Here is a 15,428-nt window from a genome sequence, read left to right on the forward strand (position 1 = left end):
GCCGCAAGGGCCACGCCGCATAAATGTTATGCGGCTTGGCTTTAGCGCGACATCAGGAAGCTGGCCTTGACAGCGATCAGCCCGCAGCCGCGATGCGCAGCATGTGGTTGTCCCAGACATAGTCAGGTTCGGCGCGCGACCCGCCCGCACCGCCGACGATCTCGCCAGCGCCGGTCGTTGCCATGAAGTCGGCGCCGTCCGGCGCGAGACCGCAAACTTCGACCAGCGACTTCGTTGCGACAACACGTCCGCTGGCGGCATCGATGACGGCCAGCGAATTACCCTCCGGCGAGGTCACGGCGACGGTGCCGGCATCGGGATTGGCGGCAACCGAGCCGATATAGTTGCGGAAGCCCGACAGCACGTCCTGCGGCATTTCCAAAAGCTGGAGCTCCTTGCCGCGCGCGGCGCGGCCGACCAGCGCCGGCCGGTCGATCGCCGGCCCGCGATATTGGCAGCCGAACCAGACGGTGCCCGCCTGGTCGCGGTCCATGTGACGGATCGACAGCTGATGCAGCGCCGGCGGCAATTCGTGCTTTTCGATCAGGTCGCCAGTGATGCGGTCGACCAGCGTGTAGGAAGGCTTCATCGTTGCGATGTTGAGCTCGGCGCGGCCGAAATCCGGATGCGTTTCGATGCCGCCATTGGCGATGGCGAGCGTCCTGCCGTCGGCGAGCAGCAGCAGTTCGTGCGGACCCATGCCGTAGGTCGGGAACTCGCCGACGCGGCTGAACTTCGCCCGTGCGTCATAGACGCCGACGACGCCGCTGGCGTTGTCGAAATCATTTTCCGTTGCATAGAGCAGCGCGCCGTCGGGCGAGAACACGCCGTGACCGAAGAAGTGCCGGCCGGCGATGCTGGCGATGGTCAAAGGCTTCTCGCGGCCGGTGTGGTCGAAGACCATCGCGAAGATGCCGGGCTGGCGGGCGAAGACGATCGAGCGTTTCGACACCGGATCGAACGCGACGTCGTGGCCACGGTCGGGCAGATCGAGCGTGTGCAGGATCTTGCCGGCCTCGGAGAGCACGGCGGCGCCGAAGCTGCCGTCGCGCCTGACGAAGGCCGTGGCGAAGACGGCGTCCGTTGCAAGCGTCTCCGCCCAGGCGCGCGGCGCCATCGCGGCGGCGAAGCCGGCGCCGGCGGCACGCAGAAAGTCGCGGCGATCGATGAGCGGCGTCGTCACGGCGTCAATCACCATCCAGCGACGAAAAGCCGGCGGTCAGGCCAAACTCGGCGGTCATCCTGGTGCCGATCAGGGTCGAGAGGCTGGAGGTGATCAGCGCGAGATGCTCGAGCTTGTCGCGTAGCGCCGGATCGGCGAGCGCCTTGTCGATCGGGCCGCTAACAGACTTCGCCGTCGCCACGCCGTTGGTCAGCTGGATGTGGATGGATTCGGCCATCCACCGCGCATCGGCGGGCAGCGCATCGCCAAGCTTCGAGCCCTGAAACAGCTTGTCGATGCCGGACAGATTTCCGGCCAGCGAATTCAGCGTGTTCTGCGAGCGCCAGTAGATCGCCTGCTTCGGCTTGTCAGCATCGGGCTTCGCGCCAAGAAAACCCTTGAGCCGCACGTCGCGGATCATTTCCAGCTCATTGATAAAAACGCCGACCAGTTCCGTCACCGCTTCGGTGCCATCACGATAGAGCGGGTTCTTCGGCCCCGGATTGGCCCAAAGCGAGGCAAAACCATCGGGCTTGCTCCACGCTTCGCGGACCTCGCCGGCCATCGCCTGGATGTTGCTGGCCACCGCCGCGCCGTAGGCGCAGCGATAGGGATCGTCCTTATTGGCAAGGGTTTCGGCGCCATCGCCGAACAGCACATATTCCAATGCACCGAGGCCCTGCATGGCAACGCTCTTTCCCGCGAGTTGCGCCGGATCGGCGGCGGATGGATCCTTGGCAACGAGGGTCGACTGCACCTGCCTCAATCCGATGCTCTTGCGGTCCGGCCAGTACAGCATGCGCTCCAGTCGGTTGTTTTCCTTAATGGGCCCGAAGGCGATGATCTCGGCCACCGACCAGGCTTCGACTGTGGCGGAAAACTCGGTACGCGCCGCGTCGAGATTTTGCTGGGACGGCGCATTGCAGAGCTGGCGCATCGCGTGGGTCAGGGTCCCGGCATGATCGTCGAGGCTGGCGTAGGCCGGGCGGACGAAGCCGTCGATCGCGCGGCCGATGACATCGGAGGCTTTGACCGCGGCCTGGGCCGGCAAGGCCGCGGCCAGCAAGAAAGGAAGGGCAAGCGCGGCGGCACGTCGGTTAAACATCAGAGCGACTCCAGGAATTTGATCAGCGCATCGCGGTCGGCCGCAGCTGCGCCGGCAAAGCGGTCGCGCGCCTTCTGGCCCTCGCCGCCATGCCACAGGATCGCCTCTTCGAGCGTCCGCGCGCGGCCGTCATGCAGATAGAAGCTGTTGCCATTGACCGTGGCGGTCAGGCCGATGCCCCAGAGCGGCGGCGTGCGCCATGCGCTGCCGCTCGCTTCCCCCACGCGCTGCCCGTCGGCGAGACCCTCGCCCATGTCGTGCAGCAGGAAATCGGAATAGGGCCAGATCAGTTGGAAGGCTTGCGCCTTGTTGGGCGTGCCGCGCATGGTGACGAATTTCGGCGTGTGGCAGGAAATGCAGCCCATCTCGTAGAACTGCTTCTTGCCGGAAAGAACCTCCGGCTTGTCGAGGTCGCGCCGCGCCGGCACAGCGAGGTTCTGCGAATAGAAGGTGACGAGGTCCATGACCGGGGGCGGCGCTTCCGCCGCGCCCAGGCGCTCTTGGACGCCATTCGGCAGGGTAAGGCACGCCTTCTCAGCCTCGGTGCAATCGCCCCAATGCTTCGGCACTTCAGGCGTCGAGATGCCGATATCGCCGGCAAAGGCATCGGCGGCCTGCTGCCGGATCGATGCGGCCTGAGCTTTCCAGCCGAAGCGGCCCAAAGTTATCGCGCCGCTCAACTCCTCGCGAACTATGTTCGGCCGGCCGGAGATGCCGTCGCTGTCGCGGTCAGGCGGATCGGCAAGGGCAAGGATGTCGGCCGGGGCGATCTCCTCGATCAGTCCGAGCCCGATCATTGGCGGCGTCAGGCGCGGCGACAACGTCGTGCGCGGGTCGAGCGGGCCATTGCCCAGATTCTCGACCGAGTAGCGGGGCTTGCGCAGCAAAACGACGGCACCGTCGCCCAGCGTGACCTTCTCTTCCGAATAGTCGATGCGCATGCGGCCTTCACCCTTGAGGCCGGGAACGGCCAGATCCTGCAATTGCGAGCCATAGACAGGATCGGGGAAATTCAGCAGCTTATGGTTGGCAAGTTCGGCTCTCTCCTCGGCATTGCTTGCGTCGCGCGCCAGCCGCAAGAACATCGAGGTCGAGCCTGCGCCGCTTCCCGGCGGTCGGCCGCGACCATCCTTCAGATGGCAGTTCTGGCAGGCGCGTTCGTTGAACAGCGGACCGAGCCCGTCGGACGCCTGGGTCGATGACGGCGACGACACCCAGTTCTTGCGGAAAAGCGCATTGCCGAGCTTGAAGGTCCCTTCCTCCTCGAAGGTGATGTTGGCGGAAGGCTGCGAGAAGGCGTCGCGGTTGACGCCCTTCCTCGACGTGCCGGCGCCGCCCTGCATCAGCTCGAACGGTTCGGGCTTTGTAAAGTCGGTCGTAGGCTTGGTGACCGCCAACACCCGCGCCTGATCCTCCGGCGTCAGATCTGTGCGGCTCGTCGGCAGACCCGCCGGCTCGCCCGCCATGGCGGGAGCAGAAAGCGTGATTGCCAGCAGGAGCGTGGCACCGCGCCAGATCCGGTATCGCGGGTTCCTCGGGAGCAGCAGGCCGGCTATCTCGGCCCGCCATGAGCGGCGCGAAAAATCTATCGGGCGCCGCATTCCCGCATGTCCTTACTCCGCCTCGTTGGCCGAGTCGGCGTTGAGCTGGCCGTACTTTTCCTCGCCGATCGAGGCGAGCAGGTCGAGCTGACTCTCCAGGAAGTCGATGTGGCCTTCCTCGTCCGTCAGCAGATCCTCGAACAATTTCATCGACACGTAGTCGCCCGCATCCTGGCAAATCTCGCGCGAGCGCTTGTAGGAGGTGCGCGCGTCATATTCGCCGGCGAGATCGGATTCGAGCACTTCCTTCACATTCTGGCCGATACGCAACGGCGCGACCGACTGCAGGTTCGGATGGCCTTCGAGGAAGATGATGCGGGCAACCAGCCGGTCGGCGTGATGCATTTCTTCGATCGATTCCGCCCGCTCCTTCTTTGCCAGCTTGGTGTAGCCCCAGTCTTCGAGCAGACGATAATGGACCCAGTACTGATTGACGGCACCAAGCTCCAGAAACAGGGCTTCGTTAAGCCGCTCGATGACCTGCGGTTCGCCTTTCATGGGTTCTGCTCCCGAATTGGCCGCGCAGTCCTCTGACGCGGTCCAGGTGTGAAACGATATCCGCGCCGCTCCCCTCTGAACGGGCGTGGTAGTTCTCGGTGACCCGAATGATCGTTTCCACCACATTTGGAAAGCAGCCGCAACAGCGGCCGCGCTTGCGCATGGCATGATAGACCTTGGCCGGCACGATAAGCTGCCAGGGATCTTCATCCAGCAGACCGATGATCGTCTGCTCGATCTCCTTCTCGGTGATGATGTTGCAATGGCAGATCAGCATTCACTTGCTCTGGCTAGCGGCGCTGTTCCGGCGCCGTTTGGCTTGTTTCTCAATTGAGCATGATCTTGTCCAAAAACCGGCTTCCACTTTTTGGGATCATGCTCGGGTGCTACTTGAACACCTTGTCCGGAGCATCAAGGCTGTCGGAGCCCTCGAAGGCGATGGCATTGAGCTTGAGCGAGCCGACCGCGCGTTCGATCGACTTGGTCTGGTCGATCAGCGCGTCGATCGCCGCCTGCACAGTGGCGTTGCCTTCCGCATTGCCTTCGGCGATCTGCTGGTCATAGGCCTCGCCGGCCAGCGCCCGCGCCTTGATCGCTTCCATCTTGGCGACCGAAGTATCGAGCTTGTCCGACAGTTCCTTGTCGATCGCAGAATCGGCCACCTTCACCATGTCCGACACCGACGGGCCGGAAACCACGGTGCCGTCGAGGCGCGTATAGTTGGCGTGATAGGCGGCGCGGATGCCGATCGCATCATAGAGATGCGAGTTGTAGGTGTTGTCGGAGAAGCAGTCCTGCTCCTCCTCCGGGTCGTGCAGCAAAAGGCCGAGCTTCATGCGCTCGCCGGCCAGCTCGCCATAGGATAGCGAGCCCATGCCGGTGAGGATGGTGGAGATGCCGGCATTCGGCTCGCCATCGACGAGGGTCTTGCGGGCGGCGCCGTCTTCCTTCCAGTTGTTGACCATCTCCTGCAGGTCAGTGACCAGAAGGTCGCTTGCCGACTTCAGATATTCCGCGCGGCGGTCGCAATTGCCGCCAGTGCAGTTCTTGAGATCGTAGTCGGTGTACGGGCGCTCGCCGGCGCCTGGACCGGTCCCGTGCAGGTCCTGGCCCCAAAGCAGGAATTCGATGGCGTGATAGCCGGTCGCGACATTGGCCTCGACGCCGCCGGCTTCCTGCAGCGTGCCCGAGAGGAATTCCGGCGTCAGCTTCGAGGCGTCGACCTTCTTGCCGTTGATCTCGATCTCCTTGCTCGCAATGACGTTCGCCGTATAGAGCGAGTTCTCGTCCGACTCGGTGCCGTAGCTCTTGGCGACATAGTCGATCAGGCCTTCGTCCAGCGGCCAGGAATTCACCTTGCCTTCCCAGTCGTCGACGATCTTGTTGCCGAAGCGGTAGACCTCGGTCTGCTGGTAAGGCACGCGCGCCGCCTTCCAGGCATCGCGGGCAGCGTTGAGCGTCTCTGCCGAGGGCTTGGCGAGAAGCGCGTCGACGGCCTTGTCGAGCGCCTCAGCCGTGATCAGCGAATCCTCGTATTTGGCGAGCGCGATGTCGGCATAGGTCTTGATCACCGCCTTCGCATCGGTTTCGGCCTTCGCCGGCAGCACGAACACGGCCGCCGTCAGCGCCGCGGTGGCGCCGATCGCGGCAAGCCTGCTGCCCCAACGTAGCGCAATAATTCGCGGCGTGATTATCGCTTTCATCAATCCCATCCCCTCAGAAATTCAATGGCATAGGTATGCGGCCGCCGGCGCGCGGCGCCAGCGCAAGCACGAATGACCGGAAAGGCAAAGTTGCCGCGCAATGGCGCGGCCAATCAGCAAAAGACACCGAAATGCCTCCAATCGAAAGGGTTCAAGGCCCAGACATCAAAGGAATGCGCCAGCGGCGCAGCCCTCCATAAAGCGGCGGAGCGGCTGGAAGTCAACTGGCGGTACAGAGAAAATTCAATTGAAACAACAGTTTAGAATTATTCTAAACTGGAATTATCAACTTTAAGGCGGCGCATGCGGCGGACATCCGGATTGACAGGCGGCCATCCTGGGTGCGACCCGGACCACGGCTCTTGCGGCGGCGGCAGACAATCGCCACTTGGCGGAAGATCCTAGATTTGAAGGCAAAAAGGGCTGCGATGAAGAACGGGGTGGTCATTGTCGGTGCGGGTCATGCGGGCGTGCAGGCGGCCGCTAGCCTGCGTGAGGAAGGCTATGACGGGCCGGTCATCCTGATCGGCGACGAGAACGAGCCGCCCTATCACAAGCCGCCGCTGTCCAAGACCTTCATCAAGGATGCCGACGCCAAGCCGCAGCCTTTGCGCGGCGAGGCCTTCTATTCCGGCAATGCCATCGACTACCGGCCGGGCGTTTGGATCGACAGGATCGATGGTGGCGAGCGCAGGCTGGACGTTTCCGGCGGCGGCACAATTGCCTTCGACCGGCTGGTGCTGGCCACCGGCTCGCGGCCGCGCCTCCTCAAGCTCGATGGCGCGGAGCTCGCCGGCGTGGTGTCGCTGCGCTCGCTGGCCGATGCGCGGCTGATCCGCGAGTTGAGCGCGCAGAGCGAAGAGGTCGTCATCCTCGGCGGCGGCTTCATCGGCCTCGAAATCGCAGCGACGCTGAGGGCCGCCGGCCGCAGGGTCACCGTCGTCGAGGCGCTCGACAGGCTTCTCGGCCGCGCCGTGGCGCCGGCAATCGCGGCGCATGTGCGCCAGCGCCTGGAGGCGATGGGCGTGCGCCTGCTCACCGGCACCACGGTTGCCCGTCTGGAAGGCGAAGGCGGCCGCGTTTCGGCCGCGATCACGTCAAGCGGCGAGCGCCTGCCGGCGCAACTGGTGATCATCGGCATCGGCGTGGTGCCCAATGTCGAGCTGGCCGAAGCCGCCGGCATCGCGATCGCCAACGGCATCCGCGTCGACCAGCATATGCAGAGCTCGATCCCGGAAATCCTCGCCGTCGGCGATGCCGCCTCCTACCGGCACTGGTTCACCGGCGGCGACGTGCGGCTGGAATCGGTGCAGAACGCCACCGACCAGGCGCGGCTTGCCGCGCGCACCATCGTCGGCCATGCCGAACCCTTCGCGGCCGTGCCTTGGTTCTGGTCGGATATCGGCGACATGAAGTTGCAGATGGTCGGCCTGACGCAAGGCGGCGACAGCCATGTCGTGCTGGGCGAGCCGGCCGAGAACAGGTTCTCGATCTACCACTATGCCGGCAACCGGCTGCTGGGCATCGAATCCGTCAACCGCCCGGCCGACCACATGCTCGGCCGCAAGATGCTCGGCGCCGGCTTCTCGCCCGCGCCTCACACCGTGGCAGCCGGGCCGGATGCGCTGAAGGCGGCGCTTGCGGCCTTCAGCCAGGACGAGCCGGCAAGGGCCAGCGCGTAGAGATTGCCAATTTTTGCCATCAGCCTTACATTGGTTGAATGAGCACGATGAATATCTCACTGCCCGACAGCTTGAAGCATTTTGTCGATCAGCAGGTGACGGAGCGCGGCTACGGCACGAGCAGCGAATATGTGCGTGAATTGATTCGCCACGATCAGGATCGTCAGCGTTTGCGCGGTCTGCTTCTTGAAGGCGCTTCGTCCGCGCCAGGCGCTCCTGTCGGTGACGACTATTTCGCGGCGCTGCGCAAGCGAGCGCTGGGCCAATAATTGGTTGCCGTAAAGGCAATTATTCCTCGTGCCCTTGCCTTGCGGGATATCGAAGACACTGTCGATTATTATGCACGCGAAGCTGGTTCGCACGTGGCGCTAGCCTATGTCGAGGATCTTCAAACTGCCTACAAAGTGATAGCCAACCATCCTGCATCGGGCTCGCTGAGATATAGCTATGCGATTGGACTACCCGGTCTGCGCAGTGTGCAATTGAAGCGCTATCCGTACCTGATTTTCTATGTCGAACAGGCCGATCATATCGATGTGTGGCGGGTCCTGCACGCCAAAATGGATATTCCAGCCTGGTTACAGAATCCGAACTCCTGACGGCGAGTTGCCGCACCGGCCTGGGCCGCCAGGAGAATCATTCGCACCGTCCGCCCCTTAGGCCGCGCGCGCCTCGCGGATCGAGGTCTCCAATATATCCAGCGCCTCCGTCATGACGCCGTCCTGGATGGTGATTGGCGACAGGAAGCGGATGACGTTGCCGTAGACGCCGCAGGTGAGCAGGATGAGGCCCTTGTCGAGCGCCTTCAGCCGCACCGCATTGGCTAATTCCGCCGAGGGCAGGCCCTTCTTCACATCATTGAACTCGACGGCGTTCATGAAGCCCGGGCCGCGGATGTCGACGATCTCCGGCACGTCCTCGCGGATCGACGCCAGCCGCTGCTTCAGCCTGGCGCCGAGCGCGTTGGCGCGCTCGCACAGCTTTTCTTCCTCGATGACGTCGAGCACGGCATGCGCCGCGGCGACGCCGATCGGGCTGCCGCCATAGGTGCCGCCGAGCCCGCCCGGTCCAGGCGCGTCCATGATCTCGGCGCGGCCGGTGACGGCCGACAGCGGGAACCCGCCGGCGAGGCTCTTGGCCATGGTGGTGAGATCCGGCGCCACGTCATGGTGCTCCATCGCGAACATCTTGCCGGTGCGGGCAAAGCCGGTCTGCACCTCGTCGGCGACAAGAAGGATGCCGTGCTGGTCGCAGGTCTTGCGCAGTGCCGTCATGAAATCGCGCGGCGCCTCGTAGAAGCCGCCCTCGCCCTGCACCGGCTCGACGATGATGGCCGCGACCCTGGCCGGATCGACATCGGCCTTGAACAGCTTGTCGAGCGCTGCAAGCGAATCCGCGACCGACACGCCGTGCAGCGCGACCGGGAACGGCGCATGGAAGACATCGGCCGGCATGGCGCCGAAGCCAACCTTGTAAGGCACGACCTTGCCGGTCAGCGCCATGCCCATGAAGGTGCGGCCGTGGAAGCCGCCGGAAAAGGCGATGACCGCCTGGCGACCGGTGGCGTTGCGCGCGATCTTGATGGCGTTCTCGACCGCCTCGGCGCCAGTGGTGACGAAGACGGTCCTCTTGTCGAACTTGCCGGGCAGCATGCCGTTCAGCCGCTCGGCGAGGCGCACATAGCTCTCGTAAGGAACGACCTGATGGCAAGTGTGGGTGAAGCGGTCGAGCTGCGCCTTGACCGCCTCGATCACTTTCGGATGGCGGTGACCCGTGTTGACCACCGCAATGCCCGACGAGAAGTCGATGTAGCGGCGGCCCTCGACGTCCCAGATTTCCGAATTCTCGGCACGATCGGCGTAGATCTGCGTGGTCATGCCGACGCCGCGCGAGATCGACTGGTTCTTGCGTTCGGAAATGGCTGAATTCTTCATCTCACACCTCATCGGGCCGGCGCCCGCTCCGTTTTGATGCCGTCAAAGCCTCTTCTGACCTTATTTCAGGTTTTCCTCAAGTCGGCACATTGGCCCAGTCGATTGGACCTGCCGCAAGGCCGAAATCGATCTCGACCAGCCAGTCGATCGTCAGGCAGAAACAGTTTCCTTTTCCGGCCGATCGATTATCCTCGCTGCAGCCGCGACGTGCCGCTGCCGGGAGCGGCTTCCCGCGGGCCGAGGGAACCATGAGCAGGAACGCGACATCGTCCGCCTTGCCGTCCTTGCCGCTCCGCCCTGCATGTCGGGTGCGGGATGGCGCCAAAGCAGACGTGATCGTTGCTGCGGAGAGTTAAAAGCCAGGTCGCACCCCGTCGCGAACCTGCGAGAGAAAACTACACCCTCACAAACCCCTCGCTCGCCCGAAGCAGGTTGCGCGTATAATCCTCGCTCACGCGGTGGCCGATCAGCTGGCTTGCGGTCAGCGTCTCCACCGCTTCGCCGTTCTGCATCACCATCAGCCGTTCGCACATATGGGTGATGATGGCGAGGTCGTGACTGACCATCAGAAAGGTGAGCTTGCGCCGCCGCCGCACCTCTTCGAGCAGGTTCAGCACCTCGGCCTGGACAGAAGCATCGAGCGCCGAGGTCGGCTCGTCGAGCAAAAGGATCGAAGGTTCGAGGATCAGCGCGCGGGCGATCGCGACACGCTGGCGCTGGCCGCCGGAGAGCTGGTGCGCATAGCGGAAGCGGAAACCCTTGCCGAGGCCGACTTCGTCCAGCGCGCGCTCGATGCGCTTCTCGCCATCCTGGATTGCGTGAATGGCGAGCGGTTCCTGCAGCAGCCGGTCGACGGTCTGGCGCGGATGCAGCGACCCATACGGATCTTGGAAGACCATCTGCACGTCGCGGTAAAAGGCCTTGTCGCGGGTCTTGTCAAGCGTCTTGCCGTTGATAGCGATGGTGCCGGCAGCGACAGGCGCAAGGCCGGTGATTGCCTTGAGCAGGGTCGACTTGCCGGAGCCGCTTTCGCCAACCAGGCCGTAGGACTCGCCTTCCCTGACTTCGAGTTTAACGCCCTTCAGCGCGCGGAAGCGGTCGAAAATCACCTCCAGCCCTTCGATGGTGATGGCGGCCGTCATGCCGCCCACTCCGGCTTGCGGTCGAGCACCGGCAGCGGGTGTCGCTCGAAGCCGATCCTCGGCATGCAGTTGAGCAGGCCGCGCGTATAGGGATGCTGGGCCTCGCGCAGCTCGGACGCCTTGAGCTGCTCGACCACCTTGCCGGCATACATGACGACCACGCGGTCGCAGAAGGAGGACACCAGGCGCAGATCATGCGAGATGAAGATCAGCCCCATGCCGCGCTCGGCGACCAGCCTATCGAGAATGTTCAGCACATCGAGCTGCACGGTGACGTCGAGCGCCGAGGTCGGCTCGTCGGCGATCATCAGTTCCGGCCCGGCGATCAGCATCATGGCGATCATCGCGCGCTGGCCCATGCCGCCCGAGACCTCATGCGGGTGAAGGTCGAAGACACGGGCCGGATCGCGAATCTGGACCGCCCGAAGCATCTCCAGCGCGCGCTCGCGCGCTTCGGCCTTTCCAACTTTCTCATGCGTGCGCAGCGTCTCGACGATCTGGCGGCCGATGGTCATCACCGGATCGAGCGAGTATTTCGGGTCCTGCAGGATCATGGCGATGCGGTTTCCCCGCAGCGCACGGCGCCGGCTGGATGACACCGAGAGCAGGTCGATGCCGTCGAAGCGCAGCTTTTTCGCCGACACCTCGGCCTGCGGCGGTGTCAGGCCCATGATGGCGCGGCCGGTCTGCGACTTGCCGGAGCCGCTCTCGCCGACGATGCCCAGCCGCTCGCGGCCGAGCGAGAAGGACACGCCGCGCACCGCCTGCACGATCCCGGTGCGTGTCGGGAAAGTGACGCGCAGATCGTCGACTTCGAGCAGCGTGCCTTTCGTTTGCCTATCGGAATTGCCGCTCATTGGTTGCCGCTCATCGGTCGCCACTCATTGGTCGCCGCTCCGGGGATCGAGCGCGTCGCGCAGGCCGTCACCGAGCAGGTTGAAGCCGAGGCTGACGATGAGGATGGCAACGCCTGGTGCGGCAGCCACCCACCACTGGTCGAGGATGAAGCGGCGGCCGGACGCGATCATCGCGCCCCATTCGGGCAGCGGCGGCTGCGCGCCGAGGCCGAGGAAGCCGAGGCCTGCGGCGGTGAGGATGATGCCCGCCATGTCGAGCGTCACCCGGATGATCAGCGAGGAGATGCAGAGCGGCATGATGTGGCGCAGCACGATGCGGAAGGGCGAGGCACCCATCAATTGCACCGCCTTGATGTAGTCGGAATTGCGCACCGTCAGCGTCTCGGCGCGCGCGATGCGCGCGTAAGGCGGCCAGGAGGTGATGGCGATCGCCAGCACCGCGTTCTCGATGCCGGGGCCGAGCGCCGCAACGAAGGCCAGCGCCAGCACCAGCTTCGGGAAAGCCAGGAAGATGTCGGTGATGCGCATCAAAATGGCATCGGTCCAGCCGCCGGCATAGCCTGCGACGGTGCCGACCAGCAGGCCGATGGGCGCGGCGATGATGGCGACGAGGATGACGACATAGAGCGTCCAGCGCGAGCCGTACAGGATGCGCGAGTAGATATCGCGGCCGAGGTCGTCGGTGCCGAACCAATGCGCGGCGCTCGGCGCCAGCAGACGGGCATTCTTCAGGTCACCCACGGTTGGCGAGTAGGGTGCCAGCACGCCGGCAAGCGCGGCTGCCACCACCAACGCGAGAATGATGAGCAAACCGACGAGCGCGAGCCGGTTGGCTGTGAAGCGCCGCCAGGCCACATAGGCGCGGCCGAGCCTTGCCTGCATGCGCGAGGACGGCCGCTCGCTGAGCAGCCATTCGCGACGGGTTTGCATCGTCTCGGCGCTCATTCGACTTTCGTCCGTGGATCGAGGAGCCGATAGAGCAGGTCCGACAGAAGGTTGATGGCGATGAAGACCGAGCCGATGATGATGGTGCCGCCGAGCACCGCGTTCATGTCGGCGTTCTGCAATGAATTGGTGATGTAGAGGCCGATGCCCGGCCAGGAGAAGACGGTCTCGGTCAACACCGAGCCTTCGAGCAGGCTGGCATAGGAAAGCGCGATCACCGTCACCATCGGCACAGCGGCGTTGCGCAGCGCGTGGCCCCAGATGATGCGCGTCTCCGACAGGCCCTTGGCGCGCGCGGCGACGATATATTCCTGCGCCATCTCGTTCAGCATGAAGGAGCGCGTCATGCGGCTGATATAGGCGAGCGCGAAATAGCCAAGCAGGGAGGCCGGCAGGATGATGTGGCGGTAGGCGTCGTAGAAGACATCCCACTGTCCCTGCATGGCCGCATCGAGCAGGTAGAAGCCGGTGATCGGCGTGAAAGTGTATTCGTAGACGACGTCGAGCCGCGCCGGAAAGGCGACCCATTGCAGCTTGGCGTAGAACAGGACGAGGCCGAGCAGCCCCAGCCAGAAGATCGGCACGGAATAGCCGATAAGGCCGATGATGCGCACGATCTGGTCGATGAGGCTGCCGCGCCGCACCGCGGCCAGCACGCCGAGCGGCACGCCGATGACGGCGCCGATGATCGTGCCGAGCGTCGCCAGCTCGATGGTCGCCGGAAAGACGCGGCGGATGTCGGACATCACCGGATTGGTGGTCAGCACCGAAGTGCCGAAATCGCCGCTGAGCGCGTTTTTGACGTAGATGTAGAACTGCTGGATCAGCGGCAGGTCGAGCCCCATCTCGCGGCGCGTGCGCTCGACGACGGCTGTCGGGGCCCGGTCGCCGAGCACGGCCAGCACCGGATCGATCGGGATGACGCGGCCGATGAAGAAGGTCACCGCGAGAAGACCGAGATAGGTCGTCACCGCGATGACCAGGAAGCGGCCGATCGACGACAGAAGCGCGACGGCACGGGCGCCGCCGCGCCCCGCCGCCGCCTGGTTCTCAGCTACGCTCACGCGGCGCGTCCGAAAGCGCTATTCCTTCGAGACCGGCCAGACGAAGTTGGTGTCGAAGCTCGGGCCGAGCTTGAAGTCCTTCAGGTTCTTGCGCAGCCCCGCCACCTCCAGCTGCTGATGGATGATGACGAAGGGGCTGGTGTCGAGGATCTTCTTCTGCAGGTCCTTGTACATGTCGGCGCGCTTGGCGGAGTCCTTCTCGAGCAGCGCCGCCTCGGTTTCCTTGGTCAGGTCCGGAATATCCCAGGCATTGCGCCAGGCCAGTGTCTTGATCTTGGCACTGTCGGAATTGTCCGGGTTCGAGGCGAAAGTCTGCGCGTTGGAGTTGGGATCGAAATAGTCCTGGCCCCAATTGCCGATATAGATGTCGTGGTTGCGGGCGCGGTATTTGGTCAGCGTCTGCTTGCCGTCGCCGGGGATGATCTCAAGCTTGATACCGGCCTGGCCGAGCGTCTGCTGGATCGATTCCGCCATGCCGGTGGTCGGCTGGCCGGTGCGCACGTCCATGGTCACTTTGAAGCCATCAGCCAACCCGGCCTTTGCCAGCAGCTCCTTGGCCTTGGCGACGTCGAGCTTGAACGGATTGTCGTCGATCGCGCCGAGGTCGCCCTTGGGCAGGAAGGACTGGTGGATCTCGCCGATGCCCTTCAGGATGGTCGAGGCCATCGCATCATAGTCGATGAGATATTTGAACGCCTGACGCACCTCAGGCTTGGCGAGGTTCGGGTTCTTCTGGTTGAGGCTGATGTAATAGACCGTGCCCTTCGGCGCGCTTGTCGTGGTGAGATCGGCGTTTTTGGAGATGGCATCGAGATCGTTCGGTTCCAGATTGCGGGCGACATCGATGTCGCCGGCCTCCAGCGCCAGGCGCTGCGCCGAGCTCTCCTTCATGTTGCGGTAGATGACGCGGGCGAGCTTGGCCTTCTCGCCATTGTAATTGTCGTTACGCTCCAGCACGACAGCCTCGTTGGCGCGCCATTCGCGCAGCTTGTAGGGGCCAGAGCCGGCATAGCCGGTCTTCAGCCAGGCGTTGCCGAAGTCGTTGTCCCATTTGTAGTCGGCGCTCGGCGTGACGGCGGCGACATGCTCCTTGACCAGCTTGCTGTCGACGACCGAGGCGACGGTGGCCGACAGGCAGTTCAGCACGAAGCTCGGCGCATAGGCCTTGTCGACAACGAACTGGAAGGTGGTGTCGTCGACCGCTTTCGCCTTCTCGGTGACATTGTCGCCACTGATGCCGAACTGATTGATGATGAAGGCCGGGCTCTTATCGAGCTTGATGGCGCGCTCGAAGGAATAGGCGACATCGGCCGCGGTGATCGGATTGCCGGAGGCGAACTTCATGCCGGGCTTGAGCTTGAAGGTATAGGTCAGGCCGTCATCCGAAACGCTCCAGCTTTCGGCGAGATCGCCCTTGACCTTGGAAGTATCGTTGAGGTCGAGGCGGACCAGAAGATCATAAGTATTGCCGGTAACCTCGGCGGTCGACAGCTCGAACGCTTCGCCCGGATCCATCGAGATGATGTCGTCGATTGCGAAACCTTCGACCAGCGTGTCGGCAGGCGTGACCGCAAAGGCCGGCACCGCGAGCAGCGCCGACATCGCCACACCCGCGAGCAAGCCACGAGAGCGAAGAGCAAACCTTTCCAGCATCATGGTAGTCGTTCCCTGTTTTGTTGATTGTTGACCTGAGTTCCCGGCTCAGGGTTGCAGAATTCCTTGGGACCGATCGACG

General features: G+C 63.9%; 16 protein-coding genes. 4 read left to right on the forward strand and 12 right to left on the reverse strand.

What is annotated here, in order from left to right:
- Positions 1-76: 76 nt before the first annotated feature.
- The 6 genes from EJ078_RS11820 to EJ078_RS11845 form a co-directional block, all read right to left on the reverse strand.
- Positions 77-1,183 carry a DUF1513 domain-containing protein gene (locus tag EJ078_RS11820; protein WP_127214993.1) on the reverse strand — a complete coding sequence of 369 codons (1,107 nt, stop codon included), beginning with the start codon at positions 1,181-1,183 and terminating at the stop codon, positions 77-79.
- A 4-nt stretch (positions 1,184-1,187) separates the two neighbouring features.
- The gene (locus tag EJ078_RS11825) at positions 1,188-2,267 is read right to left on the reverse strand and encodes an imelysin family protein (protein WP_127214992.1); all 1,080 of its coding nucleotides are present in this window, start codon (positions 2,265-2,267) and stop codon (positions 1,188-1,190) included.
- Positions 2,267-3,868, reverse strand: a complete 1,602-nt coding sequence (locus tag EJ078_RS11830; protein WP_127847046.1) for a di-heme oxidoredictase family protein — start codon at positions 3,866-3,868, stop codon at positions 2,267-2,269. The genes EJ078_RS11825 and EJ078_RS11830 overlap by 1 nt, the downstream gene beginning before the upstream one ends.
- A gap of 12 nt (positions 3,869-3,880) precedes the next feature.
- On the reverse strand, positions 3,881-4,366 hold the full coding sequence (bfr, locus tag EJ078_RS11835; RefSeq protein ID WP_067324504.1) for a bacterioferritin: 486 nt from the start codon (positions 4,364-4,366) through the stop codon (positions 3,881-3,883).
- Positions 4,332-4,643, reverse strand: a complete 312-nt coding sequence (locus tag EJ078_RS11840; protein WP_066996295.1) for a (2Fe-2S)-binding protein — start codon at positions 4,641-4,643, stop codon at positions 4,332-4,334. The genes bfr and EJ078_RS11840 overlap by 35 nt, the downstream gene beginning before the upstream one ends.
- Before the next feature lie 109 nt (positions 4,644-4,752).
- Positions 4,753-6,069: an imelysin family protein gene (locus EJ078_RS11845; protein ID WP_189413690.1), complete on the reverse strand. Its 1,317-nt coding sequence runs from the start codon at positions 6,067-6,069 to the stop codon at positions 4,753-4,755.
- 72 nt (positions 6,070-6,141) lie between these two features.
- On the opposite strand from EJ078_RS11845, the gene EJ078_RS11850 reads away from it, so the two are divergent.
- From EJ078_RS11850 to EJ078_RS11865, 4 genes are all read left to right on the forward strand, one after another.
- Entirely contained in the window at positions 6,142-6,333 is a 192-nt protein-coding gene (locus EJ078_RS11850; protein ID WP_127214990.1) for a hypothetical protein, read from the forward strand.
- A gap of 164 nt (positions 6,334-6,497) precedes the next feature.
- Complete coding sequence (locus EJ078_RS11855) at positions 6,498-7,751, forward strand: FAD-dependent oxidoreductase (protein ID WP_067324500.1); 1,254 nt, start codon at positions 6,498-6,500, stop codon at positions 7,749-7,751.
- Between the two features lie 38 nt (positions 7,752-7,789).
- A complete protein-coding gene (locus EJ078_RS11860) occupies positions 7,790-8,020 on the forward strand; it encodes a type II toxin-antitoxin system ParD family antitoxin (protein ID WP_067324498.1) in 231 nt (76 codons plus the stop codon).
- A complete protein-coding gene (locus EJ078_RS11865) occupies positions 8,021-8,350 on the forward strand; it encodes a type II toxin-antitoxin system RelE/ParE family toxin (protein ID WP_067324496.1) in 330 nt (109 codons plus the stop codon).
- A gap of 57 nt (positions 8,351-8,407) precedes the next feature.
- Here the strand turns inward: EJ078_RS11865 and EJ078_RS11870 are convergent, their stop codons facing one another.
- The 6 genes from EJ078_RS11870 to EJ078_RS11895 form a co-directional block, all read right to left on the reverse strand.
- Positions 8,408-9,685 (reverse strand): 4-aminobutyrate--2-oxoglutarate transaminase, encoded by a 1,278-nt coding sequence (locus EJ078_RS11870; RefSeq protein WP_067324759.1) that lies wholly within the window; start codon positions 9,683-9,685, stop codon positions 8,408-8,410.
- Between the two features lie 395 nt (positions 9,686-10,080).
- Positions 10,081-10,827 (reverse strand): ABC transporter ATP-binding protein, encoded by a 747-nt coding sequence (locus tag EJ078_RS11875; protein WP_127217498.1) that lies wholly within the window; start codon positions 10,825-10,827, stop codon positions 10,081-10,083.
- Complete coding sequence (locus EJ078_RS11880; RefSeq protein WP_066996477.1) at positions 10,824-11,684, reverse strand: ABC transporter ATP-binding protein; 861 nt, start codon at positions 11,682-11,684, stop codon at positions 10,824-10,826. The genes EJ078_RS11875 and EJ078_RS11880 overlap by 4 nt, the downstream gene beginning before the upstream one ends.
- Before the next feature lie 24 nt (positions 11,685-11,708).
- Positions 11,709-12,629: a nickel transporter permease gene (nikC, locus tag EJ078_RS11885; RefSeq protein WP_127215530.1), complete on the reverse strand. Its 921-nt coding sequence runs from the start codon at positions 12,627-12,629 to the stop codon at positions 11,709-11,711.
- Positions 12,626-13,693, reverse strand: coding sequence for an ABC transporter permease (locus EJ078_RS11890; RefSeq protein WP_067324491.1), 1,068 nt, complete (start codon positions 13,691-13,693; stop codon positions 12,626-12,628). Before EJ078_RS11890 ends, nikC begins: the two co-directional genes overlap by 4 nt.
- An 18-nt stretch (positions 13,694-13,711) precedes the next feature.
- Complete coding sequence (locus EJ078_RS11895; RefSeq protein ID WP_095799312.1) at positions 13,712-15,349, reverse strand: ABC transporter substrate-binding protein; 1,638 nt, start codon at positions 15,347-15,349, stop codon at positions 13,712-13,714.
- Positions 15,350-15,428: the final 79 nt, after the last annotated feature.

The sequence above is a fragment of the Mesorhizobium sp. M1A.F.Ca.IN.022.06.1.1 genome, assembly GCF_003952605.1.
Classification (GTDB): Bacteria; Pseudomonadota; Alphaproteobacteria; order Rhizobiales; family Rhizobiaceae; genus Mesorhizobium.